The sequence below is a fragment of the Amycolatopsis sp. NBC_01307 genome (genome assembly GCF_035975215.1).
GTDB lineage: Bacteria > Actinomycetota > Actinomycetes > Mycobacteriales > Pseudonocardiaceae > Amycolatopsis.
Genome location: NZ_CP108403.1, coordinates 5,344,581 through 5,371,293 on the forward strand (window position 1 = coordinate 5,344,581; position 26,713 = coordinate 5,371,293).

The 26,713-nt window shown below is 70.8% G+C and carries 26 protein-coding genes; 5 read left to right on the top strand and 21 right to left on the bottom strand.

Going from position 1 to position 26,713, the window contains the following annotated elements; all coding sequences use genetic code 11:
- Nucleotides 1-56: 56 nt before the first annotated feature.
- The 13 genes from OG439_RS22480 to OG439_RS22540 all read right to left on the bottom strand — a co-directional run bounded on the left by OG439_RS22480 (nt 57) and on the right by OG439_RS22540 (nt 11,223).
- Complete coding sequence (locus OG439_RS22480) at nt 57-1,739, bottom strand: PQQ-dependent dehydrogenase, methanol/ethanol family (RefSeq protein WP_326951302.1); 1,683 nt, start codon at nt 1,737-1,739, stop codon at nt 57-59.
- Between the two features lie 16 nt (nt 1,740-1,755).
- The gene (locus OG439_RS22485; RefSeq protein ID WP_326951303.1) at nt 1,756-2,211 is read right to left on the bottom strand and encodes an MSMEG_3727 family PQQ-associated protein; all 456 of its coding nucleotides are present in this window, start codon (nt 2,209-2,211) and stop codon (nt 1,756-1,758) included.
- A 137-nt stretch (nt 2,212-2,348) separates the two neighbouring features.
- Nucleotides 2,349-4,559, bottom strand: coding sequence for a catalase/peroxidase HPI (katG, locus tag OG439_RS22490; protein ID WP_326951304.1), 2,211 nt, complete (start codon nt 4,557-4,559; stop codon nt 2,349-2,351).
- Nucleotides 4,560-4,576: 17 nt separating this feature from the next.
- Nucleotides 4,577-5,125 carry a manganese efflux pump MntP gene (locus tag OG439_RS22495; RefSeq protein WP_326951305.1) on the bottom strand — a complete coding sequence of 183 codons (549 nt, stop codon included), beginning with the start codon at nt 5,123-5,125 and terminating at the stop codon, nt 4,577-4,579.
- 80 nt (nt 5,126-5,205) lie between these two features.
- The gene (gene pqqA, locus OG439_RS22500; RefSeq protein WP_326951306.1) at nt 5,206-5,304 is read right to left on the bottom strand and encodes a pyrroloquinoline quinone precursor peptide PqqA; all 99 of its coding nucleotides are present in this window, start codon (nt 5,302-5,304) and stop codon (nt 5,206-5,208) included.
- 97 nt (nt 5,305-5,401) lie between these two features.
- Entirely contained in the window at nt 5,402-6,502 is a 1,101-nt protein-coding gene (gene pqqE / locus OG439_RS22505; protein WP_326951307.1) for a pyrroloquinoline quinone biosynthesis protein PqqE, read from the bottom strand.
- A complete protein-coding gene (pqqD, locus tag OG439_RS22510; RefSeq protein WP_326951308.1) occupies nt 6,499-6,774 on the bottom strand; it encodes a pyrroloquinoline quinone biosynthesis peptide chaperone PqqD in 276 nt (91 codons plus the stop codon). The genes pqqE and pqqD overlap by 4 nt, the downstream gene beginning before the upstream one ends.
- Nucleotides 6,774-7,478, bottom strand: a complete 705-nt coding sequence (gene pqqC / locus OG439_RS22515) for a pyrroloquinoline-quinone synthase PqqC (protein WP_326951309.1) — start codon at nt 7,476-7,478, stop codon at nt 6,774-6,776. Before pqqC ends, pqqD begins: the two co-directional genes overlap by 1 nt.
- Entirely contained in the window at nt 7,475-8,368 is an 894-nt protein-coding gene (gene pqqB / locus OG439_RS22520; protein ID WP_326951310.1) for a pyrroloquinoline quinone biosynthesis protein PqqB, read from the bottom strand. Before pqqB ends, pqqC begins: the two co-directional genes overlap by 4 nt.
- Before the next feature lie 123 nt (nt 8,369-8,491).
- Nucleotides 8,492-8,914, bottom strand: a complete 423-nt coding sequence (locus OG439_RS22525) for a YkvA family protein (protein ID WP_326951311.1) — start codon at nt 8,912-8,914, stop codon at nt 8,492-8,494.
- A gap of 172 nt (nt 8,915-9,086) precedes the next feature.
- Nucleotides 9,087-9,788, bottom strand: a complete 702-nt coding sequence (locus OG439_RS22530) for a class F sortase (protein WP_326951312.1) — start codon at nt 9,786-9,788, stop codon at nt 9,087-9,089.
- Nucleotides 9,781-10,539 carry a ferritin-like domain-containing protein gene (locus tag OG439_RS22535; protein ID WP_326951313.1) on the bottom strand — a complete coding sequence of 253 codons (759 nt, stop codon included), beginning with the start codon at nt 10,537-10,539 and terminating at the stop codon, nt 9,781-9,783. The genes OG439_RS22530 and OG439_RS22535 overlap by 8 nt, the downstream gene beginning before the upstream one ends.
- A 27-nt stretch (nt 10,540-10,566) precedes the next feature.
- Nucleotides 10,567-11,223 carry a ferritin-like domain-containing protein gene (locus OG439_RS22540; RefSeq protein WP_326951314.1) on the bottom strand — a complete coding sequence of 219 codons (657 nt, stop codon included), beginning with the start codon at nt 11,221-11,223 and terminating at the stop codon, nt 10,567-10,569.
- A 516-nt stretch (nt 11,224-11,739) separates the two neighbouring features.
- Here OG439_RS22540 and OG439_RS22545 point away from each other — a divergent pair.
- Nucleotides 11,740-12,270: a sigma-70 family RNA polymerase sigma factor gene (locus OG439_RS22545; protein WP_326951315.1), complete on the top strand. Its 531-nt coding sequence runs from the start codon at nt 11,740-11,742 to the stop codon at nt 12,268-12,270.
- Between the two features lie 6 nt (nt 12,271-12,276).
- Here the strand turns inward: OG439_RS22545 and OG439_RS22550 are convergent, their stop codons facing one another.
- From OG439_RS22550 to OG439_RS22565, 4 genes are all read right to left on the bottom strand, one after another.
- Complete coding sequence (locus OG439_RS22550; protein ID WP_326951316.1) at nt 12,277-12,606, bottom strand: hypothetical protein; 330 nt, start codon at nt 12,604-12,606, stop codon at nt 12,277-12,279.
- Nucleotides 12,603-14,096: a nickel/cobalt transporter gene (locus OG439_RS22555; protein ID WP_326951317.1), complete on the bottom strand. Its 1,494-nt coding sequence runs from the start codon at nt 14,094-14,096 to the stop codon at nt 12,603-12,605. Before OG439_RS22555 ends, OG439_RS22550 begins: the two co-directional genes overlap by 4 nt.
- Nucleotides 14,093-15,406, bottom strand: coding sequence for a tetratricopeptide repeat protein (locus OG439_RS22560; protein ID WP_326951318.1), 1,314 nt, complete (start codon nt 15,404-15,406; stop codon nt 14,093-14,095). The genes OG439_RS22555 and OG439_RS22560 overlap by 4 nt, the downstream gene beginning before the upstream one ends.
- Nucleotides 15,407-15,470: 64 nt before the next feature.
- The gene (locus tag OG439_RS22565; protein ID WP_326951319.1) at nt 15,471-17,084 is read right to left on the bottom strand and encodes a DUF4331 domain-containing protein; all 1,614 of its coding nucleotides are present in this window, start codon (nt 17,082-17,084) and stop codon (nt 15,471-15,473) included.
- 246 nt (nt 17,085-17,330) lie between these two features.
- Between OG439_RS22565 and OG439_RS22570 the strand changes: the two genes are divergently transcribed.
- Entirely contained in the window at nt 17,331-18,461 is a 1,131-nt protein-coding gene (locus OG439_RS22570) for a HoxN/HupN/NixA family nickel/cobalt transporter (RefSeq protein ID WP_326951320.1), read from the top strand.
- Between the two features lie 40 nt (nt 18,462-18,501).
- Here the strand turns inward: OG439_RS22570 and OG439_RS22575 are convergent, their stop codons facing one another.
- On the bottom strand, nt 18,502-19,179 hold the full coding sequence (locus OG439_RS22575; RefSeq protein ID WP_326951321.1) for a fasciclin domain-containing protein: 678 nt from the start codon (nt 19,177-19,179) through the stop codon (nt 18,502-18,504).
- A 110-nt stretch (nt 19,180-19,289) separates the two neighbouring features.
- Nucleotides 19,290-20,873 (bottom strand): molybdopterin-dependent oxidoreductase, encoded by a 1,584-nt coding sequence (locus OG439_RS22580; RefSeq protein ID WP_326951322.1) that lies wholly within the window; start codon nt 20,871-20,873, stop codon nt 19,290-19,292.
- A 198-nt stretch (nt 20,874-21,071) separates the two neighbouring features.
- Here OG439_RS22580 and sigK point away from each other — a divergent pair, with 198 nt between their 5' ends.
- The 3 genes from sigK to OG439_RS22595 all read left to right on the top strand — a co-directional run bounded on the left by sigK (nt 21,072) and on the right by OG439_RS22595 (nt 24,308).
- Nucleotides 21,072-21,689 carry an ECF RNA polymerase sigma factor SigK gene (sigK, locus tag OG439_RS22585; protein ID WP_326951323.1) on the top strand — a complete coding sequence of 206 codons (618 nt, stop codon included), beginning with the start codon at nt 21,072-21,074 and terminating at the stop codon, nt 21,687-21,689.
- Nucleotides 21,686-22,378 (top strand): anti-sigma factor, encoded by a 693-nt coding sequence (locus tag OG439_RS22590; RefSeq protein ID WP_326951324.1) that lies wholly within the window; start codon nt 21,686-21,688, stop codon nt 22,376-22,378. The genes sigK and OG439_RS22590 overlap by 4 nt, the downstream gene beginning before the upstream one ends.
- Nucleotides 22,379-22,511: 133 nt before the next feature.
- On the top strand, nt 22,512-24,308 hold the full coding sequence (locus OG439_RS22595) for a GAF domain-containing SpoIIE family protein phosphatase (protein WP_326951325.1): 1,797 nt from the start codon (nt 22,512-22,514) through the stop codon (nt 24,306-24,308).
- Nucleotides 24,309-24,534: 226 nt separating this feature from the next.
- Here the strand turns inward: OG439_RS22595 and trxA are convergent, their stop codons facing one another.
- Together trxA and OG439_RS22605 are read right to left on the bottom strand one after the other, a co-directional pair.
- Nucleotides 24,535-24,846, bottom strand: a complete 312-nt coding sequence (gene trxA, locus OG439_RS22600; RefSeq protein WP_326951326.1) for a thioredoxin — start codon at nt 24,844-24,846, stop codon at nt 24,535-24,537.
- Nucleotides 24,847-24,932: 86 nt separating this feature from the next.
- Nucleotides 24,933-26,687 (bottom strand): cytochrome c biogenesis protein DipZ, encoded by a 1,755-nt coding sequence (locus OG439_RS22605; RefSeq protein WP_326951327.1) that lies wholly within the window; start codon nt 26,685-26,687, stop codon nt 24,933-24,935.
- Between the last annotated feature and the right edge of the window lie 26 nt (nt 26,688-26,713).

The window sequence follows — 26,713 nt, forward strand, 5'->3', positions numbered from 1 at the left end:
CCGTGGCCGGGCCGTCGCCGTGGCGACGGCCCGGCCACGTCAGCGGTGGGTTCCCGTCACAGGGCGAAGACGATCAGCGCGGCACCGTGCCCCTGACCGGACATGCCGGGGACGATGCCCTCGAGCCAGCCACCCCAGCCGACCGGCACCGCGATGTACTGCTTGCCCTCGACGCTGTAGGTGCTCGGGCTGCTGTGGTGACCGCAGCCGCACTGGAAGCTCCAGAGCTTCTCCCCCGTTTCCGCGTGCAGCGCCAGGAAATCGCCTGCGGGCGTACCGGCGAACACGACGTTCCCTGCGGTGCTGAGGGTCGACGCGGCCATCGGCATGCTGTCGAGCCGGTGGCGCCACCTCTCTTCACCGTGGGAGTCGAACGCGCTGACCGAGCCGGCCATGTCGTCGATGTCGACCTCGACGGCGGCGCCCCAGTAGGGCATGCCCTCCTTGAACTCGCGACGCCGCCGGGTGGCGGTGGCGCCCACGTCGGCCACCGGGACGTAGAACAGGTCGTGGTCCGGGTTGTACGACGCGTGCGTCCACTCCTTCGCGCCGGCGGGGCCGGGGAAGAAGTGGCAGGGCTCGCCTTCCTTGTCCGGGTACTTCCGCGCGGTCACCTTGCCGTCGCGGGTGATGACACCCCAGTCGATCCGGTCGACGAACGGCGTGACGTGCTGCAGCTCGCCGTTGGTGCGGTCGAGGACGAACATGTACCCGTTCTTGTCGAAGTGGGCCAGCAGCTTCTTGCCGTCCCGCTCGAACAGGGTCATCTCCATCGTGGAGTCGTAGTCCCACAGGTCGTGCGGGGTGAACTGGTAGTGCCACTGGATCTCACCCGTGTCGACGTCCAGCGCGACCACGCTGTCGGTGTAGAGGTTGTCCCCCTCACGGACCTCGCCGTCGAAGTCGGGAGCCGGGTTCCCGGTGCCCGCGTAGTAGAGGTTCAGCTCGGGGTCGAAGCTTCCGGTGACCCAGTGGTTCGCGCCGCCGCGCTGCCAGGCTTCGCCGTCGGCGGGCCAGGTCTCCGAGCCGGGCTCACCCGGCTTCGGCACGGTGTAGGTGCGCCAGCGCCGCTCGCCGGTCTCGAGGTCCCAGCAGTCGATGTGGCCGCGGACGCCGTACTCGCCGCCGGAGGACCCGGTGATGAGGGTGTCCTTGATGACCAGCGGGGCGATCGTGGCGCTCTCGCCGGCCCGCACGTCACCGATGGGCTTCTGCCAGATCTTCCGCCCGGTGGTGGCGTCGAGCGCGACCAGCTGGGCGTTCTGGGTCACCATGTAGACCTTGCCGCTCGCCACCGCGCAGCCGCGGTTGACGTTGGCGCAGCACAGGGTCACGTCGATCGGGATCGCGTGCTTGTAGCGCCACAGCTGTTCGCCGCTCTTCGCGTCGAGCGCCCAGAGCCAGCCGTCCCAGCCGGTGACGAACATGACGCCGTCGACGACCAGCGGGCAGGCCTCGAACGCGTAGGTCGACGTCGAGGCGATCATTCCGCTCGCCCCCGCCTGGAAGATCCAGGCGACCTTCAGGTCCTTGACGTTCCCGGCGTTGATCTCCTCGAGCAGGCTGTGCCGCTTGCCGTCGTAGTCGCCGTAGTAGGTGATCCAGTTGTGCGATTCGCTGCGCGCCTGGAGGATGCGCTCGTAGCCGAGGCCGCGCGTCACGTCCGGCGCGCGGTGCGGCAGGTTGGACAGCTTGCCGTGGTCGATCGCCTTGCCGGCGTCGAGGTATTCGATCGTCATGGTGGTTCCTGCCTTTCTACGGCCGCGGCTGGGCGGGTCGGTCGAGCTTGGCCTCCGGCGGCACTTCGCCGGTCACGACGATGGCGGCGGTCAGGCCCCGGCCCTCGTCGTTGCCGGCCGGCGAGCCGTACCAGTAGCAGCCGGGACCGTCCAGTTCGAGGGTCGCGCTGCCCTTCGAATGGTTCAGCAGGCCGATGAACTGCTTGTCCCCGTTGCTGGGCAGCAAGCAGGCGTGGGTGTTCTTGTCGTCGTTGATGATCGTCAGCTCGAGGACGCCGGAGTGCGGCATGATCAGCACCCCGGGTTCCCACGCCATCGCGTCCTCACGGATCCGGATGGTCGCTTCCATCGTCCCGTCGGCACGCTCGGTCGCCTTGGCGATCGTGCCGGACCCGAGCACGGCACCGATGGTCGCCTTGTTCTGTCCGCGGAGTTCGACCAGGAGGTCTTCTCGTTCCTGGGCAGTCGTCATCGGACCTCACCTCCTACAGGTGCTTCGGACTTCTGTTGTCCTGCAACGCGTTCGGACTCTACCTCCGGGCCCGTCCGCACGATATCCGTTGCCACAGAACAGCCCGGCCCCACCGTTCGCCCGGCGAGAGGTACCGTTCACCGCAGGTCGAACCGGTCGAGTTCCATGACCTTCACCCACGCCGCGGCGAAGTCCCGGACGAACTTCCCGCCCGCGTCGTCGCTCGCGTACACCTCCGAAAGCGCTCTCAGCTCGGAGTGCGCACCGAAGAGGAGGTCGACCCGGCTCGCGGTCCACTTCACCTCGCCGGTGTCCCGGTCGCGGCCCTCGTAGATCGCGCTCCAGTCGGCCCCGTCCCGTTTCGGCGCCCACACCGTCGCCATGTCCAGCAGGTTGACGAAGAAGTCGTTCGTCAACGACCCCGGCGCCGAAGTCAGCACCCCCACCGGAGAACGCCGGTGGGTGACGCCGAGCACCCGCAGCCCGCCGAGCAGCACGGTCATCTCGGGAGCGCTCAAGGTCAGCAGGTTCGCCCGGTCGACCAGCAGGTGCTCCGGCGGCAACCGGAAGCCGTCGCGCAGGTGGTTCCGGAAGCCGTCCGCCCAGGGTTGCAACGCGCCGAACGACTCGACGTCGGTCCACTCCTGGGTCGCGTCGGTGCGCCCTGAGCGGAACGGGACGTCGACCTCGTGGCCAGCGGCGTGCTCCACCGCGGCGCACCCGCCGAGCACGATCAGGTCGGCCATCGAGATCCGCTTGTCCCCCGGCTGGGCGGCGTTGAACCGCTCCTGGATCGCCTCCAGCGCGGGCAGGACGACGTTCAGCTGCCCGGGTTCGTTGACCGGCCAGCCGCGCTGCGGTTCGAGCCGGATCCGCGCGCCGTTCGCGCCGCCGCGCTTGTCGCTGTCGCGGTACGTCGAAGCCGACGCCCACGCCGTCGCCACGAGCTGGGTGGTGGTGAGGCCGGAGCCGAGGATCTCGCGTTTGAGAGCGGCGACGTCGCCGGCGTCCACGAGTTCGTGGTCCACCGACGGCACCGGGTCCTGCCAGATCAGCGGTTCGGCCGGGACGAGCGCCCCCAGGTACCGCCGGCGCGGGCCCATGTCGAGGTGGGTCAGCTTGAACCAGGCCCGCGCGAACGCGTCCTCGAACTGGTCCGGGTGCTCCAGGAACCGCCGCGAAATCGCCGCGTAGACCGGGTCCTCCTGCAACGAGAGGTCCGTGGTGAGCATGACCGGGTGGTGTTTCACGTCCGGGTCGAAGGGGTCCGGCACGGTGCCCTCGCCCTGGCCGTCGGCCGGGATCCACTGCCACAGGCCCGCCGGGCTGAGCTCGACGTCCCACTTGTACGCGAAGAGCGTCTCGAAGAACGTGTGGTCCCACCGGGCGGGTGTGCGCGTCCACATCCCCTCCAGCCCGCTGGTGACCGTGTCCGCCGCGATGCCGCTGCCGTGCCGGCCGGTCCAGCCCAGGCCCTGCGCGGTGAGCGGCGCGGCCTCGGGTTCGGGCCCGCAGACCGCGTTCGGCTCCGCCGGGCCGTGGGTCTTGCCGAAGGTGTGCCCGCCCGCGATGAGCGCCACCGTTTCCTCGTCGCCCAGCCCCATCCGCTGGAAGGTCTCCCGGATGTCGCGGGCGGCGAGCCGCGGGTCCGGGTTGGTGGCCGGGCCCTGCGGATCGACGTAGATCAGCCCCATCTCGGTGGCGGCCAGGGGCTCGTCGAGCTCGCGCAGGCCGCTGTAGCGCTCTTCGGCCAGCCACTTGCGTTCCGGACCCCAGTACGTCTCGTCGGGCTCCCACACCTCGGTGCGGCCACCGCCGAACCCAAAAGTCTTGAAGCCCATGGACTCCAGTGCCCGGTTGCCGGCGAAGACCATCAGGTCCGCCCAGGAGATCCGGCGGCCGTACTTCTTCTTGACCGGCCACAGCAACCGGCGCGCCTTGTCGAGGTTCCGGTTGTCCGGCCAGCTGTTCAGCGGGGCGAAGCGTTGCATCCCGGCGGCTGCACCACCTCGGCCGTCGCTGACGCGGTAGGTGCCCGCGGCGTGCCAGGCCATGCGCAGCACGAGGGGGCCGTAGTGCCCGAATTCGGCGGGCCACCAGTCCTGGGACGTCGTCAGCATGTCGTCGACGTCCCGCGCCAGTTCGCCGAGGTCCACGGTCGCGAATTCCGCGGCGTAGCCGAAGTCCGCGGGCGGGCGCCGGCGCAGGGCCGTCAGGTCGACCCGGTGCGGCCACCAGTCGTTGGCGTCGCCGCTCGCCACCGGCGGGTTCCGCCGCCGGGCCGCCCGGGTCGTGCCCAGGACCTCGTCGTAGGTGCGGTAGACGTGGGTGTCGGGGTTCTCGGGCATCCGGTGTCACCCACGGTTCAGCCGAAGGCCAGTGGCAGCAGGATCGCCGCGCCGAGCAGCGCGATCCCGCTGAACAGGTCGGACCGGACCCGGACGACCTTGGCGGCCAGCCGCCCCACGTACAGGCCGGCGAACGACATGATCACGGTCATGCCGCCGAAGGCCAGCATCGGGACCACGAGCGAGAACCCGGCGATGCCCAGGCTGGTGCCGGCGATGAAGTTGTCGATGCTCAGCGAAAGCGGCATCCCGAAGAGCGTCACCCAGGGGTGGTCCATGTCTTCCGGCTCCGGGTGCCGGATCGCCCCGACGATGAAGTACACCCCGTACAACCCCAGCGCGGCCGCCCCGATGTACTCCGCCCAGTCACCGAGGAAGTCGCCCAGGAAGTGGCCGAGGAATCCGCCCAGCAGCGGCCCCACCGCGTCCCACACGCCGAAGACGAGGGCCACCTGCAGAGCGCGCCGCCAGCCGAACGGGATGGTGCCGATGGCGATCGACGAGCGGAAGTTGTCGAGGCTGAGACCGAAGGCGAGGGCGATCAGCGGAAGGAATTCAAGCGTCACTCGAACCACCTCGTGAGAGTGATCAGGGTGGCGCAAGGCCCCGGGAGCCGGGGCCTCACGCCGACGCGGGGACTCTGCTGTCAGCCCCGGTAGAAGTAGCCGGTGACCTCAGCGCACACCTCGACGATCGTGTACTCCGGAGTTTCCCACTGCATGTTTTCCTCCTCTTTCGCGGACATCGAAGAGCATCTGGGATCCGGTGGAGGCGCTACAACCGATCTTGGACCAGCGGTCGGCAACCGGTGCCGAACGGCGCTCCGCGGCCCACGAATGGGACTACCGCTCGCGCGCCGGAACCGTCGGCCTGCGGTGGACGAGCCGCCCGCCGGGATCTTCCTGGTTGGCCCGGTCCAGGGCGTCCGCCACCAGGTGGTGGTCCGGCGAGTGCTTGCACACCGGGTCGGTGCGGCCCGCGTCGCCGGTCAACGCGAAGGCCTGGCACCGGCAGCCGCCGAAGTCCAGCTCCTTGCGCGGGCAGCTCCGGCACGGGTCGGGCATCCAGTCCGTGCCCCGGAACGCCTCGAACGCGGCCGACTTCGTCCAGATCCACGCGAGGTCGTGGTCGCGCACCGAAGCGAACTCCATCGTCGTGATCCCGGCGGCCACCGGGCAGGGGTAGACGACGCCGTCCGGGGCGACGGTCAGCGCCGTGCGCGCCCAGCCGCCCATGCACGGCTTGGGGTAGGTCTCGTAGTAGTCCGGGAGGATCCAGAGCAGTTCCAGCCGCTCCGCCAGCTCGGCCTTCCGGCGGGCGTAGACGCCGACCGCCTCGTCCAGCTGGGCCTTGCTCGGCATCAGCGGTTCGCGGTTGCGCAGCGCCCAGCCGTAGTACTGGGCGTTGGCGAGCTCCAGCCGTTCGGCGCCCCACTTCACGCAGACGTCGATGATCGCGTCCAGCCGGTCCAGGTTCAGCCGGTGCAGGACGACGTTCATGTTCAGCGGCAGCCCGGCGTCGCGGATGACGCGCGCGGCCGCCTCCTTCTTGTCGAAGCGCTTGCTCGCCGCGATCAGGTCCGTCGCCTCGGCGGCGTCACCCTGGATGCTCAGCTGGGCGCTGTTGAGCCCCGCCGCGACGAGCGATTCCGCCCGGCGCTCGGTGAGCCCGAGGCCGCTGGTGATCAGGTTCGTGTACAGGCCGAGGCGGCGGCACTCGGCGACCAGCGTCTCCAGATCGCCGCGGACGAGGGGTTCCCCGCCCGAAAAGTGGACCTGCAGGACGCCGAGCCCGGCCGCTTCGCCGAGCACCCGCAGCCAGTGCTCGGTGCCGAGCTCGTCCTGCCGATCGAGCAGCGCCAGCGGGTTCGAGCAGTAGACGCAGTGCAGCGGGCACCGGTGGGTGACCTCGGCCAGCAGGCCGTAGGGCGGCGGCGCGGTCACTTGACCACCACCCAGCCCCGGCCGCTGGCGTCTTGGAGGAACGCCATGACGTCGCTGGTGAGATCGGTCGCCTCGAAGTCGTGCTCGAGCCGCTCGACCAGCTGCCGCACGGTCCGGCTGCCGTCGCAGAGTCCCAGGATCGCCGCGCCGGACTTGTTCAGGAGCACGACCCGTTCCGGCAGCAGGAGCAGCTCCACGTCCCGGACGCTGTCGTGCTTGAGCACCGCCTTGGTGGCCAGCCGGGGCGTGGCCGTCAGGTCGCCGGTGTCCATCACGACCTCTTGCCGTACGCGAGCTGCACGGCGTCGAGCAGGCTCCAGAGGACGTCGCACTTGAACTCCAGCGCCCGCGCGCAGGCGTCCTGCTGCTCCCGGGACATCGCGTGGTTGAGCACCAGTTCGAGCAGGTGCGCGATGTCCTTCGGCTGCTGGGTGAGCCGGGCCCGGAAGTAGTCCAGGCCTTCCGGCGCGATCCACGGGTAGTGGTGTTCGACGTCGGTGATCCGGCGGCTGAGCAGATCCGGCGCGAACAGCTCGGTCAGCGCCGACGCCACGGACTCCAGCCACGGCCGCCGGCGGCAGAAGTCCACGTAGGCGTCCACGGCGAAGCGCACGCCGGGCAGCACCGTGTCGTCGTCGAACAGCTGCTCGCGGGTCAACCCGACGGCTTCGCCCAGGCGGACCCACTTCTCGAGGCCGCCCTCGTCCCCCGTGCGCCCGTCGTGGTCGATGATGCGCTGGATCCACCGCCGCCGGTCGTCCCGGTCGGGGAGCTTGGTCAGGATGAACGCGTCCTTCACCGGCAGGTTCACCTGGTAGTAGAAGCGATTCCGCACCCACCCCCGGAACTCCTCTTCGGTCAGCGAGCCCGCGTGCATCCGTTCGTTGAACGGGTGCAGGTGGTGGTACCGCTTCTCCCCGATCGACCGCAGCCGCGCTTCGAACTCCTCCGTCGCTTCCGAGGACCAGGCGTTCACACTTCCACCTCCAGGCCGGCTCGACCGACCTCGATGCCCAGGTCCGTCAGCCGGCGTCGCTCCGGGGACTCTTCGTCGAGGATCGGGTTCGTGTTGTTGATGTGGGTGTAGATCTTCCGCTTCGCCGGCAGCGCGGCCAGCGCGCGGGCGGAGCCGTCGGCGCCACCGACGGGCAGGTGTCCCATCGAGCGCCCGGTCCGTTTTCCCGCGCTCTGGCCGGACATTTCGTCGTCCGTCCAGAACGTGCCGTCCAGGAAGACGCAGTCGGCCGACGCCACCTGCTCGGCGAACGCCGCGTCCCACCGGGGCAGCGTCGGCGCGTACACCACGGTTCCGCCCGTCACCCGGTCTTCCAGGCGGAAGCCCACCTCCCACTCGGCCGAGGCGCACGGACGCCCGACGTAGCGAGGTGGCTTGGACCCGGTCGGGAAGGCCGTCACGCGCAACCGGTCGTCCAGGTCCAGGGGCAGGCCGGTGTCGAGCCGGGACCAGGAGAGGTCCGCGTAATCGCTGAGCAGGTCCCGGACCGGGAAGGACGTGGTCAGCGCTTCGAGCACGGGCGAAGTCCCGTACACCGTCAGTGCCGACCCCTCCCGCAGCACCAGCAGGCCGATCGTGTGATCGAACTCCGCGTCCGTCAGGAGCACCCCGGCCACCGGCGTTTCGCGGACTTCCGGGCCCGGGTGCAGCGCGGGATCCGCCGCGATCTGGTGGTGGACGTCCGGGGTCGCGTTCAGCAGGAACCACCGCTCACCGGTTCCGGAGACGGCGATCCCGGCGTGGGTCGTCGCGGCTTCGGGCTTGGCACGGGCCTTCCGGCAGCCGGCGCACGCGCAGTTCCACTGCGGATATCCGCCGCCCGCCGCGACTCCGAGACAGTGAACGAACATGTCCCTCCCGAGCTCGGCTTTCCCCGCAACCTTCTTCGCCCCGCGCCGGACCTGGCAACCGATCGCGAACGACCGGTACCGGATCACGGACGAACGGCGACCGTCCCCGCACGAGCGGAACGTTCAGTTCGCCGGGGTGCGGATTCCGGCCAGGCGGGCCGCCGCGGCGAAGCCGTCGTCGGTGCCGGGCCAGTGGGCGCGCACGGCGTCGAGCCCCGCGCGGCGGACGACGCCGCGGAGGACGGCCGTGACGATGATGGCGTCGTCGGCGTGGCCGAGCACCGGGATGAAGTCGGGGATCAGGTCGATCGGCATGGCGAGGTAGACCAGCAGGAGGCCGAGCCGGATCCGGACGCCGCGGGGCAGGGCGGGGTCCGCGGCCAGGCGCCGGATGAGCCGCAGTACGTCGGGCAGCAGCCGCAGGGCCTCGCGCAGGAGACCGCCCCGCGGCCGGACGACGACGAGCGCGACGATCAGCGCGAGCCAGGCCAGCACGAGCGCGACGGCGGCGCCGATCAGCAGGTCCCACCAGAACGAGCCGGTCACTGCCGGCCGACGGCGCGGAGCCGGGGTGCCGGGCGGCCACGAGGTTCGACGCCCATTCCGCGCACGTTACGCCCGTAGCATCCGGCTGGTCCAGGCGTGACACAAGCGCCGAGGCATCCGTCACGGTCCTGTGTGGACGAACGACCTCGGGTACCGATTCGCGTCGGGCTGCTCAGCTCGTGCCCGTGAGGTGTGCGTAGGCGACGATGTTGTCCAGGTAGCTGCGCGCCGCCCGGTCGAATTCGCCGCCGCAGGTGACCAGGCGTAGACCCGCGTACTCGACCGCTCCGTAGACGTCCTCGGCCGGGAATCGGCTCTTCGGGTACTGCCTCAGGGCGTCGACCGTGAACGTTGCCGTTTTGCCGTCGCTGCGGCGGACGTTGATCTGGGCCCCCGGCGTGAGCTTGGACAGCCGGTAGAACACGGCCGGGCCGCGATAGGAGTCGATGTGGCCCAGGATGACCGAGGCGCCCGCCTCGCCCGGGGTCGGGCCGTAGTCGTACCAGCCGGCCCTGCTGAAGTCCTTGGGTGACTCGACGGTCCGGTCGGGGTTGAGGCCCAGCGACAGCAGCGAACTGTCCACACCGATGCTGGGCACCTGGATCGAGACCGGTGTCGACCGGGGCAACGGCACCGTCGGGCGGGGGGCCGGGCGGCCGGTGGTGGGCGGCGGGGTCGTCGTGGTCGTCGTGGTCGGCGCGGGGACGCTGCCGGCCGCGGCCACGGGGGCCTGGCCGGGCTTGTGGGTGACGCCGGCCCAGACCAGGCCGCCGCCGGTCAGGGCCAGCACCACCGCCAGCGCCGGCAGGAGCACGCGGCGGCGCCGGCGGGCGTCGGCTTGACGCCCGCCGGGCTCGGGAACCGGGTCAGCCACGGGTTTCTTCGTCGTCGCCTGGACGGCGATGGCGGCTCACAGCGACCGCCGCCGCGCCGGCGACCAGGACCGCTCCGGTGGCCGTGAGGGCGACGCCGGTCTGGTCGTCGCTCGCCCCGCCCGCCCCCATCGCCGGCGCGCCCTTCGGCACGGTCGGCGTGGCGACCAGGAACGGCGCGACGGCGGCAAGCACGGTGGCCTTGTCCTTCGGCGTCTCGGTGTTGCCCATGAAGACCCCGCCCTTCGCGGGCAGGCCGAGCAGGTTCCCGACGATCGCCGCGTGCCGGGCTTCGACACCGAAGATGCCCGCCGCGGCCTGCAGGATGGTCTTGTCCTTGACGAAGCCCGCCGCACCGAGGTACGCGCCGACGCCGACGTTCTCGAAGGTGTGGCTGGCCGTCAGAAAGCTCATGCGGTTGTCGAACGCGGCCCCGAAGTTCACCATCGGCGCTTCGACCGGGGTCCCGCCCAGCTTCTTGATCGTCGCGGTCAGGGTCGTGACGTGCGACTCCTCGTCGGACTGGATCTGCTTGAGGTAGTCGGCTTCCGCCCCGGAAAGGGCGACGGCCTTGTTGCCCTGGACGTAGAACGCCGATTCCAGGTACTCCAGCGTCAGCGCGTAGTTGAGGACGTCGAGGTCGCTGCCGAAGTCGCCGGCCTGGGCCAGCGCCCAGCGGTTGCCGAGCGCGCCGAGTGCCAGCTGGGGCGAGACGTCGGTGGCCTGCCCGTGGATGAGATCACGCCTGTTCATGAGTGCTTTCCTTACGAGGTCGGGAAGTCAGGAGAGGAACGGCTTGACGATGGCGAGGACTTCGTCCTTCGTCCGCTGCTTCTCGATGGGCGCGGGGAACGGCGCGCCGCCCATGAGCGAGGCCAGCACGGCCGCGTGCCGCGACTCCACACCGGCGATGGACGCGGCCGCGCCCAGCACGTCACCGCTCTTGATCAGCCCGACCTGACCGTGGTACGCCGTCACGCCGACTTCTTCGAAGGTGGACGCGGCTTTCAGGAAACCCGCCTTGTCCTTGAACGTCTCGTCCGGGTACTTGATCGCCGGCTTGGCGACCGGGGTGCCGCCGAGCTGCTTGATCAGCGCCGTGACCGCCGTGACGTGCGCGCTCTCGTGGTCGGCGATCTCGGTGATCAGCTCGAGCTCACGGCCGCTGACGAGTTTCTTCGCCAGCCCCGTGGTGTAGAAGTCCGACTCCAGGTACTCGAGTGTCAACGCGTAGTTGAGGATCTCGAGATCGCCCGCGTCGCCGGCGGCCGGCGCGGCGATCGCCGCGGTCACCACCGACCCCAGGCCGCCCGCGACCAGGGTCGCGCCGACTCCGACCAGACCCGCCATCCGGAGGAAGGCCCGGCGGTCGGTCTCGGTGGCGATACCCAGCACCGGCTTACCGCCGAAAACCCTGTCGTTCCTGAAAGATCGCATTCGACACCACGCTCTCTGCGCGCTGCGTCCGGCTCGAAGCCGAGCAGGCTCGTTGGTGAGATCCGGCCGGAGCAAGGAAGAAAGTCAGCGAAACCGGCGATCACCCGAGGGCGGCGGCAACCTCACCGGTTGCCGCGCACCCCGGGTCGGACCGCCTCGGCCGGATCTCGGATCGGTGTCCACCGACCACCATGGTTCGGAGGCCCACCCGATCGGGTTCACCCGGCAAGGCGACCCGGCCGGCCGCCCGAGCGCGCGGAATCTCCGGGCTCATCCCCCACCACCTGCGGCGAAACGCGGATCAGGGTGAGAAATCCCCTGACCCGATCCCCGCGAGGATCACTCTGATGGCCCAGTAGCCGCAGCACCGGTCCGTCCACGCGTCGCGCGGCGCCGGCCCGGACCAAGCTCGACGCGCCAATGCCTCGAACGCTTCATGGACAGGCAGCCCGGCCCCCGCTGCTCGAAACGAGTTCACGTTCTGTCGTTCAGACTGCCGAGACAGGAATCGCGGCCATGGAAGAACTGCTCGAGCGGGTGGCGTGCGGAGACCGTTCCGCCTTCGACCGGTTGTACCGGGAATTCTTCGGTCTGGTCTTCCACATCGTGTACAGCGTGGTGCAGGACCACGCGCAGTCCGAAGAGGTCACCCAGGAGACGTTCCTCGAACTCTGGGCGACGGCGGCCCGCTTCGACGTCGCGCAGGGCACCGGCGCCCGCTGGGTCACGATGATCGCGCGGCGGCGGGCCGTCGACCGGGTGCGCGCGGCACAAGCGGCGCGCGAACGCGACAACCTGGTCGCCCGCCAGGCGTTGATCCCGACCGAGCCCGATCCCAGCGAGCAGGCTCTCACCGGAGCCGAGGTCCGCCGGCTCCGGGACGCGCTGGCGAAACTGCCGAAGGAACAGCAGATCCTGCTCACGCGGGCCTACATCGACGGGATGTCCTACCGGGAAATCGCCGCGGCACTGGGGATTCCGGTCAACACCGTGAAGTCGCGCGTCCGGCTGGCCGCGGCCAAGCTCCGGGAGCTGATCCCGCGCTGAGGGCCGTCAGCCCAGGACGCCCGCGACGTTCGCGCGGTCGGCACCCAGGGTGACGTACACCCCCGCCCACGCCCGGTCGGCGTCGGACGGCGCCGCGCGGTCGCAGTACGGCTTCCGCCCGTTGGCGGTGTAATACCGAAGCAGGGGCAGGGTTTCGTCGGTCCGGACCTGCGCCGGATCGCGGTAGCGGGCGCCCGGACCGGCCGGCTGGTGCTTCATGCAGCCGACCGGCTGGTTGCCCTCGTTGTCGAACACCGGCCCCGGATCGGGCCGGGCGGCCGAGCACCCGGCGAGCAGGAGAAAGCAGGCCAGTGCGGCGATCGCGCGCATCGTCATCCGTTTCCCGTCGCGGCGCGGACGGCCAGGCCGAGCCCGACCACCAGCACCAGTGTCGCGGTGAGCACCGGCATCCAGCCGGACAACCGGGCGGCCCGGGCCCGCAGCCGGTCCATGCGGCGCATCGTCTCCAGGCGGTCGCGCAGCCGGACCAGGATCAGGCCGACGGCGGTCAGGGTGGCCGCCATGCCGAACCCGTAACCGAAGACCAGCAGGACGCCGAACCACGTCCGGCCGAGCGCGACCGCGCCCAGCAGGACGACGAGCGCCGACGGGCTCGGGACCAGTCCCCCGGCGACCCCCATCCCGATCAGTCCCCCACGCCCGAAGCCTTGCCCATGACCGTGGCCATGTCCGTGCCCATGCCCGTGGCCGTGCCCATGCCCGTGGCCGTGACCGTGCGTTCCCGCTCCGGCGACGGCACCGACCAGGACCGGTTCCTCCTGCACCTGCTTCGCGCGGTTGCGCAGCGCCGACACCAGCAGCCAAGCGCCGATGCCCGTCACCAGCAGCCCGCTCGCCACCCCGAGCCAGCTCAGCACGCTCTCCCCCGCGAGCGCGCTCGACCCGCTGATGACCAGCCCCAGCAGCAGCACCCCGGCGGTGTGGGTCACCGTCACCGTCGCGCCGACGACCAGCGCGTCCCGCGTCGACCCGCGCTTCCCGGCCAGGTAAGCGGCGATCAGCGTCTTGCCGTGCCCGGGCAGGGCGGCGTGCGACGCGCCGAGGAGCAGCGACAGCAGCACGGCGAGCGCGCCCACCGCCGGGGTCAGGTCGTCGGTGCCGACCAGGTCGGTGAACGTCCGGGTGACCGTGCCGACCACCGCGTCCAGCGGCCCGAGGTGCGGGGCGACGTCGGCGGCGGCACCCCCGCCGGCCCCGGGTTCGACGCGCAGGGTGGCCTCGCGGACGTCGAGCGGGTCGGCCAGCAGGTCGTCGGGGTAGGCGCGCAATTCGTTGCTGACGCTGGACGTCGGCAGCCCGTCGGCCGGGAGGCGGACGCCGTCGCCGACGGCTGTCATCTCGCGCCAGCCGATCCGGTCGGTGCGGAAGCCGTCGCGGATCGTCAGCGTCGCGGCCCGGTCCAGCCGAGCGGGCGCGGACATCGCGCAGGTGAGCCTGCTCGTCGCGAGCCCCGCCTGGCCCGGCGGGAACTCCAGGGTGCTGGAGTTCAGTGTCAGCGGCACGAGCCGGCCGTCGACCGTGACGGGTGTGGCCGACAGCAGGGCCGCGCAGTCGACGGCGGCCCGGGCAGCGGACTCCGCGGCGCTGACCACGCCGTCGTGGTCGGTGTCCACGGCCGGCTTGTCCTGGACCGTCGGGATCTCCGCACTGTCCACAACGGACAGCAGGTCGAGCGTGCCCGGGTGCAGCGTCAGCCCGTCGTAGTGGTTGACCGTGAAGTTCCCGAGCGGGTGCGCGGCCGCGGCCGGCGCGGTGAGGAGCGCGAGCGCCAGCAGCCCGAACAGGACGGTCACGAGCCGTTTCACCGCGCCGCCTTGAGCCGGTCGAGCGTCCGGCGCGCGTCCGGGGCGCCGAGCGGGGAGAAGTACGGGTTGGTGCCGAGCGCGTCCGACAGCGCGGCGACGGCGTCGGCGTTGCGGCCCAGCGCCGTGAGCGTCATGCCCCGGTGGTACGCGAACGTCGCGGTGCGCCCGCCGAGCGAGGCGGCGCGGTCGAAGTAGGTCAACGCCTCGGTGTCGCGGCCGTTGAGGTGCAGGGCCCAGCCGAGGGCGTCGGCGACGAGCACGTTCTGCCGGCGTCCCCATTCGGCCTGCGCGTGCGCCAGCGCGCCGGCGTTGTCGCCGCGGCTCGCGGCGACGGCGGACGCGGTCAGGTCGTCGGTGACCCCGGCCGCGGCGAAGAGCCGCTGCTGGCTGTCGAGCACCGCGAACTGCTGCTCGGCCTCGGGCCCGCGGCCGGCCGCGACGAGCAGGTCGGTGTACTCCTGCAGGTACTGCGGCAGCGGCACCCGGGCGACGATGTCGCGGTAGCCCGCAAGGGCGTCGTCGACCCGGCCGCGCGCGGCGGCGACCTTGGCCTGGCCCTCCAGCAGCGAGACGTTCCGCGCGTCGACGGCCAGCCCCTGGTCGTACTCGGCCGCGGCGGCGTCGAGATCGCCGGAGTTGAAGGCGAGTTCGCCGAGGTAGTAGCGGCAGAAGGCGACGTCGCTGGGGCTGGTGGCGTCGGCGACCGCGCGTTGCAGGGCCGCCCGCGCGTCGTCGACCCGGCCGTGCAGCTCGAGGTCGTAGGAGGCGCGGGTGAAGGAGGACACGCCGGGCTTGTGGTCGAGCATCCGCTGGATCGCGTCGGTGGCCGCGCCGGCGTCGCCGAGCTGGGTCAGCGCGTCGGCGAGCACGCCGTAGGACTCGGCGGTGTCGGGCAACGCGGCTTCCGCGCGTTCACCCCAGGTCTTGCCGGCGGCGAAGTCGTGGCGGGCGTTGGCGAGCGCGCCCATCCCGATCAGCGCCGGGCCGTTGCCGTCGGGCTGCTGCCGCAGGGACTTCTCCAGCGCGCCCTGGGCTTTCGGGTAGTAGGCGGGGTCGGCGGTGATCCGGGCCTGCTCGACGTAGGCGCTGCCCAGCTGGGCCCAGGTGAGCGGGTCCTGCGGCGTCCGGCGCAGCTTGTCCTGCGCGACGCCGATGCTGTGGGCGAGCGTGTCCTGCGCGACGGGAACCGGCGCCGGCCCCGCGGCGGGCGTGGACTGACCGGCCGACACGCTGGCGACGAGCACCACCGCACCGGCGGCCAGCACGACGACGGCGAGGATCCGGCGTGACCGGGTGGAGCGTTCGGACATTCGGGGACCTCACGGCCGGACGCCGGTGGCGGGTGCCGAGCACCCGCCACCGGCGTCGGTGGACTTATTCGACCGCGGTACCGGGACGGCGGCGCAGCAACCACACGCCGGACCCCAGCAGCACCGCGGCGGCCAGGCCGCCGAGCGCGGGCTTGACCGGGAACGGGGTGCCGGCAGCGGGACCGGCGGCTCCTCCGGACGTGGCACCTCCACCGACGGCCCCGCCTCCGCCGCCACCGCCCGCGTTCACCGCGGAGTTGTGCGGCAGCGCGACGTACGGGAAGGCGCTCCCGAACGGCACGTCGTTGGCGTTCACCTTGTCCCCGGTCGCCAGTGCCGGGACGATGACGCCGGTCTGCGCGGCCCCTTCGAGCGCCTGGACCTCGATGTCGACGACGTCGTCGGTGAGCCGGCGGCCGTTCGGGAAGCCCTGCAGGTCACCGGCGAGGACGCCGAGCCGGTTCGGGTTCGCCGCGACCGGCACCGCGGTGTTGAGCCGCAGCATCTCCGACGGCGTGAACTTCTTGGCGTTGACGTCGGCGTTGTTCAGCTGCGAGTTGAGGTCCGCCTTGATCGGGCCACCGGCCTTGGTGGTGACGCCGGTCAGGAAGATCTCGGCCAGGTCGTTGCGCGGGGTCGCGGGGGCCGGGAGCCCGTAGATGGCCTGGATCAGCTTGGGCACCTCGGGCGAGGTCACGCGGTCGACCAGCTCCGGGACGTTGTGGTCCTGGTCCGGGGTCAGCGCGTTGAACTTGTCCTTGAGCCCGGCGGGCACGACGACCTCGTTGACCAGCGGGTTGCCCAGGCGCGAGACCTGGACGTACGGGCCGGCCTGGGTGTTCTTGCCCGGCGTCTTGATGCTCAGCGACTGCCGTTCGGTGTCGCTCCACACGCCGATCACCGGGTTGCGGGCCGCGTTGCCGTTCAACGCGAGCGCCGACTTCGGCACCTGCAGCGCGATGGTGTTGACGTTGTAACCGCGCAGGGTGTCCTGGCCGACCTCGGACAGGTTGCCGCCGTACAGCAGGTCGAAGACGCGCAGGTCGAGGAAGAAGGCGTCGTCGGCCTGGCCGGCGAAGCTCTTGCCGCCGCCGGGCAGGTTCGTCACGGCCTGATCGCGCAATGCGCCGTAGTTCGGCATCGACGCCGCACCGGTGTTCGACGGCGCGGTCTTGCCGGCGTGCACGACGTTCTTCGAGCGGCCGTACTTGTCGATCACGTCCAGGTCGTAGCTCTGGCGGAACAACAGGTTCGGGTCGTCGAGCGAGGTGACCGGGCCGTTGTCGTAGAGGAACGTCGACTTCCCGCGGCGGTCGTCGGTCTTGAACGTCCACCGGTAGGTCAGGTCCGGCTTGGCGTCGCCGTCGCTGTCGATGTTGATGTCGTAGTGGGCGTCGGTGGCCCACGGGTAGAAGTTCGGGCCGCCGTTGGGTTCCTCGAACGGGTACCAGTTGGCGACCAGCGTGACCGTGTCCGGCTTGTCCGGGCTGACGAAGGCGTAGACGTCGGTGTTGTCGACCGGCGGGTCCCCGGCGATGAGCGGCGCCTCGCGGTGGCTCGACGCGGCGGCGAGATCGGTGCCCAGGCCGATCAGCGCGCTCGTGAGCACCACACTCCCCACCGCGAGCAGGGAGAGGCCCACACGCCGGGTCCGGCGGGACGGGAGCAGTACTGGCATGCAGCAGACCTTTCACCGACGGCACCGTCGCCGGTGCCGTTCCGGGTCGTTCCCGCCCGATGCGGAAACAGCCTCCGGGCCCGTTTTTCCGGGCAAGCACGATCCCATTCGGAGCCGTGTGTGGTCCGGTTCACTCCCGAACAGGTGAACATTCCGGCCGTTGCTTTCGACCTGTTCATCTGTCTAGTGTCACCGATATTCCCTGCTCCACCGTGTCCCCCGAAGTCCCCCGAACTCGAGGCGGCGATGAGCGCGATCCCGAAGAACACCACCATCCGGCGCGCCCTGTCCCGCCGCGACCGCGCATCGATCGCGGGTATGGCCGCGGTCATCCTGGCACTCAACCTCGTCGGCTGGGGCGTGCTCGGCCTGGTCGTCGCACCCCGCCACTACGCACTCGGGACGTCCGGGGTGTTCGGCCTGGGACTGGGGGTCACGGCCTTCACGCTCGGCATGCGGCACGCGTTCGACGCCGACCACATCGCCGCGATCGACAACACCACCCGCAAACTGATCGCCGACGGAAAACGGCCGTTGTCGGTCGGTTTCTGGTTTTCCCTCGGCCATTCGACGGTCGTTTTCCTGCTGTGCCTGCTGCTTTCACTCGGGGTTCGCGCGCTCGCCGGCCAGGTGGGCGACGACGGATCCGCCCTGCACCGGACGACCGGGCTGATCGGCACGTCGGTCTCCGGGGTGTTCCTGTACGTGATCGCGATCCTGAACCTCGTGGTGCTGGGCGGGATCCTCCGCGTCTTCCGGAGCATGCGACGCGGCGACTTCGACGAGGCGGAACTGGAGCAACAGCTGGACAAGCGGGGTTTCCTGAACCGGATCCTCGGCGGCGTCACCAAAGCGGTGCGCAAGCCGTGGCACAGCTACCCCGTGGGTGTCCTCTTCGGACTCGGTTTCGACACGGCCACCGAGATCGGCCTGCTGGTGCTCGCCGCGGGCGCGGCCGCGTTTTCGCTGCCCTGGTACGCGATCCTGGTGCTGCCGGTGCTGTTCGCCGCCGGCATGACCCTGTTCGACGCCATCGACGGGTGCTTCATGAACTTCGCCTACGCCTGGGCGTTCGCGCGGCCCGTCCGCAAGATCTTCTACAACCTCGTGATCACGGCGCTCTCGGTGGCGGTCGCCCTGATCGTCGGCACGATCGAGCTGCTGTCCCTGCTCGTGGACAAGCTGGGCATCACCGGCCCGGTCGCCGTCGTCGCCCACGTGGACCTCGACCACATCGGCTTCCTGATCGTCGGGCTCTTCGTCGTCACCTGGCTGGCCGCCCTCGCCGTCTGGCACTTCGGCCGCATCGAAGAGAAGTGGAGCCCGCCCGCTTCCCCGGTGCTGCCGCCGAACGCGGAAAACCGGTCGTCGCCGTAGCCATGGAGATTCGGCTACGGCGACGACCGGCTGAAGAAGCTTACTTGTTGGTGCCGGGGGTGAGGACCTTGTCGATCACGAAGACGGTGGCGTTCTTGGTGGGGATGTTGCCGCAGAGGATCTTCGCGCCGTTGACGGTCATGTTGTCGCCGGTGCCTTCGATCTTCAGCGGGCCACCGGCGGTGTTGAGCGAGTCGAGGGTGCCGGCGGCGGCGAGGCCCTTGGCGTCGTAGCGCTTGCCGACGACGTGGTACTGCAGGATCGGCGACAGCTCGGCCGGCTTCCCGGCGAGCTCGTTGAACTTGGCGTCACCCAGCGCGGCGAAGGCCGGGTCGGCCGGGGCGAACACCGTGATGGCGGGGGCGCTGTTGAGGGTGTCGACGAGGTTGGTGGCCTTGACCGCGGCGACCAGCTTGGTCAGCAGCGGGTTCGTCGACGCGGCCGAGGCGACCGGCTGCGGGCCCATCGAGTCCAGCGAACCGGGCGAAGAGCCCTGCGGCAGCTGGCTGCAGGCGGGGCCGAAAACGTCGGCGTTGGTCGTCATGCCATCGGAAGCACCCGCATCGGCGCTGGAGGACGGCGCGGCCGCCGACGAGGTCGGAGCCGGGGCCGGGGCGCTGGAGCTGCCCGACGACGCGGTGTCGCTGCCGCTGCACGCGGTCAGGGCCAGGGCGGCAGCCGCGGTGAGACCGATTCCGGCAATACGAAGCTTGCTCATGAATTCACTCCAGAGGATTACGCGGTGGAAACGGAACTTCAGCGGTTTCCGTCTTGTTGCTGGTGATTCGGAACCCCCGGGGAACCGGATTGGTTTCGGGGAAGTTTTTCTCAGGCGGCCGTGAACGTGACGTTGTGCCAGCCGGTCGCGCCGTCGGGAACGGTGCCCGCGCGCATGTCGGTCTGGGTGTAGCCGGACTTGTCGGTGGCGCGGCAGAACACCTGGTGCACCCCGGCGGGCAGGTCGACCTCGGTCCACCACATCCGCCAGGTGTTGAGGTTGACCTCCTGCGACAGCGTGGTCTGCTGCCACGGGCCCTGGTCCACGCGCACCTCGACCTTCTCGATCCCGGTGTGCTGCGCCCAGGCGACTCCCGCGACGCGCGTCTTTCCCTTGGGGACGCTGGCGAACCCGCGGTGCGAGTCGAACCGCGACTCCGTCTTGATCGGCGCTTCCTTGCTCCAGCCGCGCTTGAGCCAGTAGGCCTGACGCGCGGCCCACGTCGTGACCTCGATGTCCACGACCCACTTCGTCGCCGACACGTAGCCGAACAGACCGGGCGTGACGAGCCGGGCGGGGAAACCGTGTTCCAGCGGGAGCGGCTCGCCGTTCATGCCGATGGCGAGCATCGCGCCGCGGCCGCGGTCCTGGGCGGCCGCGACGGGCGTGCCCGACGTCCAGCCGTCGACGCTGGTGCAGAACAGCTGCTCGGCGCCGGGTTCCACGCCGGCTTCCTGCAACAGGTCGGCCAGGTCGACGCCGATGAAGTTCGACGTCGACACGTAGTCCCCGCCGACCTCGTTGGACACGCACGTCATGGTGACGGTGCGCTCGACCAGCGGCCGGTTGCGGATGTCGTTGTAGCTGTAGCGGATTTCGCGGCCGACCATGCCGTGCAGCCGCAGGCTCCAGTCCTCGGTCCGCACCTGCGGCACCGACAACGCCGTGTCCACGCGGTAGAACTTGTCGTTCGGCGTCAGGAACGGCGGCGTGCCCAGCTTGGCGAAGTCGGCGTCCGCCGGGATCATCGGCGCCGTGCGCGCCGGGACGAGCTTGCCGACCGCCTCACGGGACGCGGTGGCGTCACGGGACGAGCTGATCAGCTGCCCGCCGAGACCGGCCGCGCCGGCACCCACGACGACACCCGCGCCGCCGATCAGGAACCGCCGCCGGGACGTGCCGGTCTTCTCGTCCGTCTCCGGGTCGCGCCACACGCGCGGCGCGATCCGGTGCAGGAGAAGGAAAACCGCGACGCCGGCGATCAGGCTGGCGACCGGGGCCAGCAGCGCGACCGCGCTCAGGTCCGGGCGCTGGTAGACGGCGAACGCGCCGACCAGGCCGAACACGGCGATGAGCACGGTGCCCGGCACCGGCGACCGTCGCGAAAGGACACCCGCGAGCGCGGCGACCCCCACCATGACCACGGCCATGCTGCCCAGCAGCACGAGCTTGTCGTAGGTGCCGAACGTGCGGACGGCGAAGTCCTTCAGCTCGATCGGCGTGAGGTCGATGGCGCCGTTGCCCACCGCCAGGTAGGGCGAGGCGTTGATGCTGATGAACCCCGCGACCAGGTGCCCGACCGCCAGCGCGGCGGCCAGGGCGAGGACGCCGGTGAAAGCGGCCGCGAAAAACCGCAGCCGCGTCTTCCCCGGTGGTGCGGGTGTCTCGGGGCGAGCCAGTTCCGTTGCGGTCATACCCAGCGTTCGGCTCTGACCCGCCCAGCGTATTGGTGCCGTGACCTTCCCGACACCCACGATCACCCGAAAGGGGCGCCGGAAGCTCAGCTGAAACAACGACCAATACGCACCGGGGTCGACCTCGAACATCTGAAGACAGGCCGCTCGCAGCGATCCACTGCGTCACAGGCTCGGCTCCGGCCGGGAAGGATTTTCATGGCCGCCGCCGCACGCGCCACCACCGTAACCCTCCTCCATCGACCCACCGGCACCCACCCGGACAACGCGCCCGCCACGCCCGAAGAACTCCTCCGGCGATCCGCGCTGGGCGACGAGCAGGCTTTCGCGCTGCTCTACGACCAGCTCGTGAGCCCGATCTTCGGCACCGTGATGCAGGTCCTGCGCAGCCGCGCGCAGTCCGAAGAGGTCACCCAGGAGGTGCTGCTCGAAATCTGGCGCAAGGCCGCCCAGTTCGACTCCGCGCGGGCGAAGGTCAGCACGTGGGCGCTGACGATCGCCCACCGCCGGGCCATCGACCGGGTCCGCTCCGAGCAGTCCGCCCGCAACCGGCAGGAACGATCCGACCTGCTGGACATGCGACGCCCGTACGACGACGTCGCCGAGTCGACGATGTCCACTGTGGACCGCGACCTGGTCCGGCAGGCGCTGGGCGTGCTCACCGATCTGCAGCGGGAGTCGATCCTGCTCGCCTATTTCCACGGACTCACCTGCCGGGAGGTCGCCGAAAAGCTCGGCGTCGCGATCGGCACCGTCAAAACCCGCATGCGCGACGGCATGATCCGCCTGCGGGACGCGTTGGGAGCGACCCGATGACCACCGCCGAAGCCCACACCCTCACCGGTGCGTACGTCCTCGACGCCGTCACCGACCTCGAACGCGCCGCCTTCGACCGTCACCTGGCCGAGTGCGGGACCTGCGCCGCGGAAGTCCGTGAGCTCCGGGAGACCGCCGCGCGCCTCGGTGCCGCGATGACCGCGGTCCCCGGCAACGGCCTGCGCAGCCGGGTGCTCACCGCGGTCGCCGAAACCCGGCAGCTCCCGCCCCAGGTGGCACCCGCCGCCGCGCGACGGACGTGGCGCAAGCGCGCCACGATCGTCACCGCGTCGGTCGCGGCCGCCGCCGCGATCCTGGTCGGCGGCGTCGGCATCGGCCTGTCGCAGACCGGCACCACACCCGTTCCGGTCGCCGGGTCCGCCCAGGTCCAGAACGCCTCGGACGCCGTCACCGTCCGGGCCGGCGCGGCCACCGCGACCCTCTCGCGGTCACTCGGCCGGGTCGTCGTGACCGCGCCGGGGCTGCCCGCGCTCGACGCCGGGCACGCCTACCAGGTCTGGCTGATCGGCCCGCGCGGTCCGCAGTCCGCCGGCCTGCTGCCGGCGGGCGACGGGACGCTCGGCGCGGTCCTGCCGGGCGACACCGACCGGGTCGCCATCACCACGGAGCCCGCGGCGGGCTCGCCGCAGCCGACCACCGCCGCCGTGGCGCGGCTCCCGCTGGCCTGACCGGACCCGTCGTCACAGCGAGGCGGGCGAGCGGGGTACCGCGATCCGGTGCCCCGCTCGCCCGGTCCGCCCGGGCCCACCACTTACGCTGTCCTGGTGCTCCGGACCGACCGGAGACGGGGAGGCGAGCCCGGTGCCGGACGGCAGACCCGACCTGGTCCTCTGCGACCCGGGGCGGACGGGCGCGTTGCACGACAGCGGGCTCTCGGCCCGCGCGGACAGCGCGATGGACCGGTTCGCCGCCATGGTCCGGGTGCAGCTGCGGGTCCCGGTGGCGTTGGTGTCGCTGGTCGAGCCGGACCGCCAGGTCTTCCCCGGCATGCAGGGGCTCCCCGAGCCGTGGGCCACCGCCCGCCACACCCCGCTCAGCCACTCGTTCTGCCAGCACGTCGTGATCACCGGGGAACCGCTCGTGCTCACCGACGCCCGCACCGTGGCGCTGACCAGCGACAACCTGGCCATCCCCGACCTCGGCGTCGTCGCCTACGCGGGCATCCCGCTGACCGACACCGACGGCCACGTGCTCGGCTCGCTGTGCGCGATCGACACCCGGCCGCGGACCTGGACCGGCGACGAGATCGCCACGCTGACGGACCTGGCGACGATGTGCGCCACCGAGATCCGCCTGCGCCTGGCCACCCGGCAGAGCAAGCGCGACCGCGACCGCCGGGACGAGCTGGCCACCCAGCTCGACCGCGCCCACGCCCGCAACGAGATCCTGCTCAGCGCCGCACAGGGGCTGGCCGGGAGCCGGACGCTGGAGCAGATCCGCCACGAGATCAGCTGGTTCGTCTCCGCCGAGCACCGGCCGACCTACATCGGGCTGGTCGTCGCCGAGCCCGGCGGGATGCTGCGCCGGGTGCCCGAGCCGGGCCGCCCGGCCCTCGCCGACACCGAGTTCGGCGTCTTCCGGGCCGACGCCGCCCTGGCCACGGCGAAGGCGTTCCGCGAACGACGGCTGCTGTGCTACGAGGACCCGGCCGCGATCGACGCGGAGTTCCCCGACGCCGTCGGGCGGCTCTACCGCGACCTGCGCCTGCACGCGACGGCCTGCGCACCGCTCGTCGGTGACCGGGACGTCCTCGGCGTCCTCACCCTCGGCTGGGACCGGCCGCACACGCTCGACAGCGCCGAGCGCGCCGTGATCACCACCCTGGCCACCTACACCGCCCAGGCCCTCGAGCGCGTCCGCCAGCTCGAGCGGCGGATCAGCGTGGCCCGCGAGCTGCAGGAAGCCATGCTCACGGACCTGCCGTCGGTGCCCGGCCTGCGGCTCGCGGCCCGCTACCGGCCGTCCGAGGCCGACGAAGCAGTCGGCGGCGACTGGTACGACGCCGTCCCGCTCCCCGGCGCGCCGGCCCTGGCCGTGACGGTCGGCGACATCACCGGCCACGACGTCCACGCGTCCACGCTGATGGGGCAGGTCCGCAGCATGATGCGCCAGACCGCGTGGAACCTGCCCGACGCCGGCCCGGCCGCGACCGTCGAAGCCCTGGAAGCCGCCCTGACCGGGCTGGACATCCCCGCGAGCGGCACGCTGCTGCACGCGCACCTGAGCCCGGACGGCACCGGCCGCTGGGGGCTGACGAGCACCAACGCGGGCCACCCGCCCCCGATCCTGGTCCACGCCGACGGCCGCACGGAGCTGCTCACCGAGCACGACGCGCTCTTCAGCCACCTGGGCTTCCGGACCCGCGACCGCACGGACCAGCGACGGACCCTGGAGCCGGGCGACCTGGTCTTCCTCTACACCGACGGCCTCATCGAACGCCGCGGCGAAGACCTCGACCAGGCCATCGACCGCCTCCGCACGCTGCTCGCCCGGCTGGCCGGCCAAGCCCCGGAGTCCGTGGCCGACGCCGCACTGGCACACATGGTGGAGCCGGCCGGCCACGAGGACGACGTCGTCCTGCTGGCGATCGGCACCTGACACCGTGCCCGTGCCCGCCGTCTTGGTCGAGGCCTGCCGCCGCTAGCGGGTCAACACGCCCCAGAGGGTGACCTTGTACCCCGTCGGACAGTCCCGCTCGCGGACTACAGCGCTGTCGAGTACGTGGCGCCGATCTCGCAGGACTGGGCGGGACCGGCTTCCGTGCCTGCCGATGCCGTGCCCGCCCCCGCCAGTGCCGCGGACCCGATGCGGATGACGGGCGCGGCTACAGGGCGCCGGTGATGTCCGACAGCAGTGCGGCCTTCTTCTTCGCGCCCACGATCTGCTTCACCGGCTTGCCTCCCTGGAACAGGATGAGTGTCGGGAGTGACATCACCTGGTAATCGCGGGCGGTGTCCGGGTTGTCGTCGACGTTGAGCTTCACGAACGTCACGTCGCTCTGTTCGGCCGCGATCTCTTCGAGCACCGGCGTGAGCTTCTTGCACGGCCCGCACCAGGTCGCCCAGAAGTCGACCAGAACGGGCTTCTCGCTCTGGAGGACGTCGGTGGCGAAACTGGCGTCAGTGACTTCCAACATGGCTTCTCCTCAAAGGACCCGACCCGACGATGATCAGGTCCTGCGTCTCTTCTTGTCCCTCAAGCATTTCCGTGGTCCTCGCGTGCTCAGTCGAAGGTGAACGAGTACGCCTGCAGACCCGGGCTGAGCGTCAACGTCAGCTGGCCGGTGTGCAGGTCCGGCGTCTGCGTCAAGCGGTACAGGTTCGGCGTCCCGGACACCTTGATCGTGCGTGACGGGCCGTCGCCGTTCGCGATCGTCACCGTGCCCTCGCCCGCCAGCACCAGGTTCGTGCTCCTGGCCGTGTAGCCGAGGCGGACCTCCGCGCCCGCGCCCGCTGTGGACTTCTCGTAGTCGATCGTCCAGTTGCCGGCGAAGGCGACCTTGCCGTCCGGCACCGCCGGCGGGAACGCGTACGTCGCTTCCTTCTCCAGCGCCAGCGGGGTTCCGCCCGGGGCGTAGGTCTTCGGCAGCTCACCGCGGCTGAGGTACGTCTCGCGGGTCGTGCGCTCGTCCGTCGGCCTGGTGTCGGGCAGGTCCCCCGGCGCCGGCAGCGCCACGCCCGGCTTGGCCTGCTGCAGCAGCTGCCGGACCAGGTTCTCCGTCTGGTCGTAGTCGCCTTCACCGAGCTTGAAGTACCGGACCTGCCCGGTCGCGTCGATCAGGTAGCGGGCCGGCCAGTACTGGTTGCGGAAGTTGTTGAACGTGCTCGTCTCGTTGTCGATCGCCACCGGGTAGGTGATGCCGAACTTCTTCGTCGCGGCCTCGACGTTGCCCTTGTCGTGCTCGAACGCGAACTCCGGCGTGTGCACGCCGACGACCTCGAGGCCGTCGGCCTGGTAACGGGAGTAGAGGTCCTTGATGTGCGGGATGCTGCGCTGGCAGTTGATGCAGGAGTACGTCCAGAAGTCGACCAGCACGACCTTGCCCTTGAGCCCGGCCATCGTCTGCGGCGAGCTGTTGATCCAGGCGTCGATGTTCTCGAACTCCGGCGTCGGCCCGCAGTCGCGCAGCTGACCCTGGTCGTTGTTCGCGCACTTGTCCAGCGCCTGGTTGCTCGCGTCACCGAGGTTCGACAGCCGCAGCTTGCTGATCGCGTCGCTGCCCTCCACCTTCTCCTGCAACGCACCCGTGTAGTTCGGCAGCTTGGTCTGCAGCAGCGACGGCAGGTCGAAGTACAACGCCACCGCGAGCAGCAGCATCACGACCCCGCCGATCGCGCGGACCTTGCCGTTGTTCTTGCGGAAGAACTTCACCCGCTCCGAAATCTTGGCCCCCGCCAACGCGAACACCAGCAACGGCGCCGTCGCACCGATCGCGAAGGACACGGTGAGAGCAACGGTCTCGACGCCGATCTTCCCGTTGGCCGCGGCGATCGTGATCGCCGTCAGGACCGGCCCGGCGCACGGGACGTACAGCAGCCCGAGCCCCAGCCCGAGGCCGAAACCACCGCCGTTGGGGTTGACCTTCCGCTGCGGCAGCTTCGAGAACGGCTTCTCCAGCAAGCGTTCCAACGGCGGGATCAGCAGGCTCAGACCGACCACCGACAACACGACCAGGCCGACGATCCGCAGGATGTCGTCCGGCAGGTTCAGCGCCTTGATCAGCAACGAGCCGAGCAGGGTGAAGACGGTGAAGCTCAGCACGAGCCCGCCGATCACCGCGTAGGGCCGCCGGTTGCGGGCCCGCTGCTGCTTCCTGGTGGCCAGGGCGACGCCCCCGTCCTGCTCCGGCGGTGGCTCACCGTCGGCCGTCTTCTTGGCTCCACCGGCGAAGAACACGACCGGCAGCACCGGCAGGATGCACGGCGACACCCCCGTGATCAACCCGCCGAGCAAACCGATAAGGATCAAGGTCCACATCGCCGCACTCCTCCGAAGTCCCCGGC

Bases quoted from the DNA above. Each gene is read 5' to 3' on its own strand.
- OG439_RS22480 (WP_326951302.1), bottom strand. From the start codon at position 1,739: ATGACGATCGAATACCTCGACGCCGGCAAGGCGATCGACCACGGCAAG.
- OG439_RS22485 (WP_326951303.1), bottom strand. From the start codon at position 2,211: ATGACGACTGCCCAGGAACGAGAAGACCTCCTGGTCGAACTCCGCGGA.
- katG (WP_326951304.1), bottom strand. From the start codon at position 4,559: ATGCCCGAGAACCCCGACACCCACGTCTACCGCACCTACGACGAGGTC.
- pqqA (WP_326951306.1), bottom strand. From the start codon at position 5,304: ATGTCCGCGAAAGAGGAGGAAAACATGCAGTGGGAAACTCCGGAGTAC.
- pqqD (WP_326951308.1), bottom strand. From the start codon at position 6,774: ATGGACACCGGCGACCTGACGGCCACGCCCCGGCTGGCCACCAAGGCG.
- pqqB (WP_326951310.1), bottom strand. From the start codon at position 8,368: ATGTTCGTTCACTGTCTCGGAGTCGCGGCGGGCGGCGGATATCCGCAG.
- OG439_RS22535 (WP_326951313.1), bottom strand. From the start codon at position 10,539: ATGAACAGGCGTGATCTCATCCACGGGCAGGCCACCGACGTCTCGCCC.
- OG439_RS22540 (WP_326951314.1), bottom strand. From the start codon at position 11,223: ATGCGATCTTTCAGGAACGACAGGGTTTTCGGCGGTAAGCCGGTGCTG.
- OG439_RS22545 (WP_326951315.1), top strand. From the start codon at position 11,740: ATGGAAGAACTGCTCGAGCGGGTGGCGTGCGGAGACCGTTCCGCCTTC.
- OG439_RS22550 (WP_326951316.1), bottom strand. From the start codon at position 12,606: ATGACGATGCGCGCGATCGCCGCACTGGCCTGCTTTCTCCTGCTCGCC.
- OG439_RS22560 (WP_326951318.1), bottom strand. From the start codon at position 15,406: ATGTCCGAACGCTCCACCCGGTCACGCCGGATCCTCGCCGTCGTCGTG.
- OG439_RS22565 (WP_326951319.1), bottom strand. From the start codon at position 17,084: ATGCCAGTACTGCTCCCGTCCCGCCGGACCCGGCGTGTGGGCCTCTCC.
- OG439_RS22570 (WP_326951320.1), top strand. From the start codon at position 17,331: ATGAGCGCGATCCCGAAGAACACCACCATCCGGCGCGCCCTGTCCCGC.
- OG439_RS22575 (WP_326951321.1), bottom strand. From the start codon at position 19,179: ATGAGCAAGCTTCGTATTGCCGGAATCGGTCTCACCGCGGCTGCCGCC.
- OG439_RS22580 (WP_326951322.1), bottom strand. From the start codon at position 20,873: ATGACCGCAACGGAACTGGCTCGCCCCGAGACACCCGCACCACCGGGG.
- sigK (WP_326951323.1), top strand. From the start codon at position 21,072: ATGGCCGCCGCCGCACGCGCCACCACCGTAACCCTCCTCCATCGACCC.
- OG439_RS22590 (WP_326951324.1), top strand. From the start codon at position 21,686: ATGACCACCGCCGAAGCCCACACCCTCACCGGTGCGTACGTCCTCGAC.
- trxA (WP_326951326.1), bottom strand. From the start codon at position 24,846: ATGTTGGAAGTCACTGACGCCAGTTTCGCCACCGACGTCCTCCAGAGC.
- OG439_RS22605 (WP_326951327.1), bottom strand. From the start codon at position 26,687: ATGTGGACCTTGATCCTTATCGGTTTGCTCGGCGGGTTGATCACGGGG.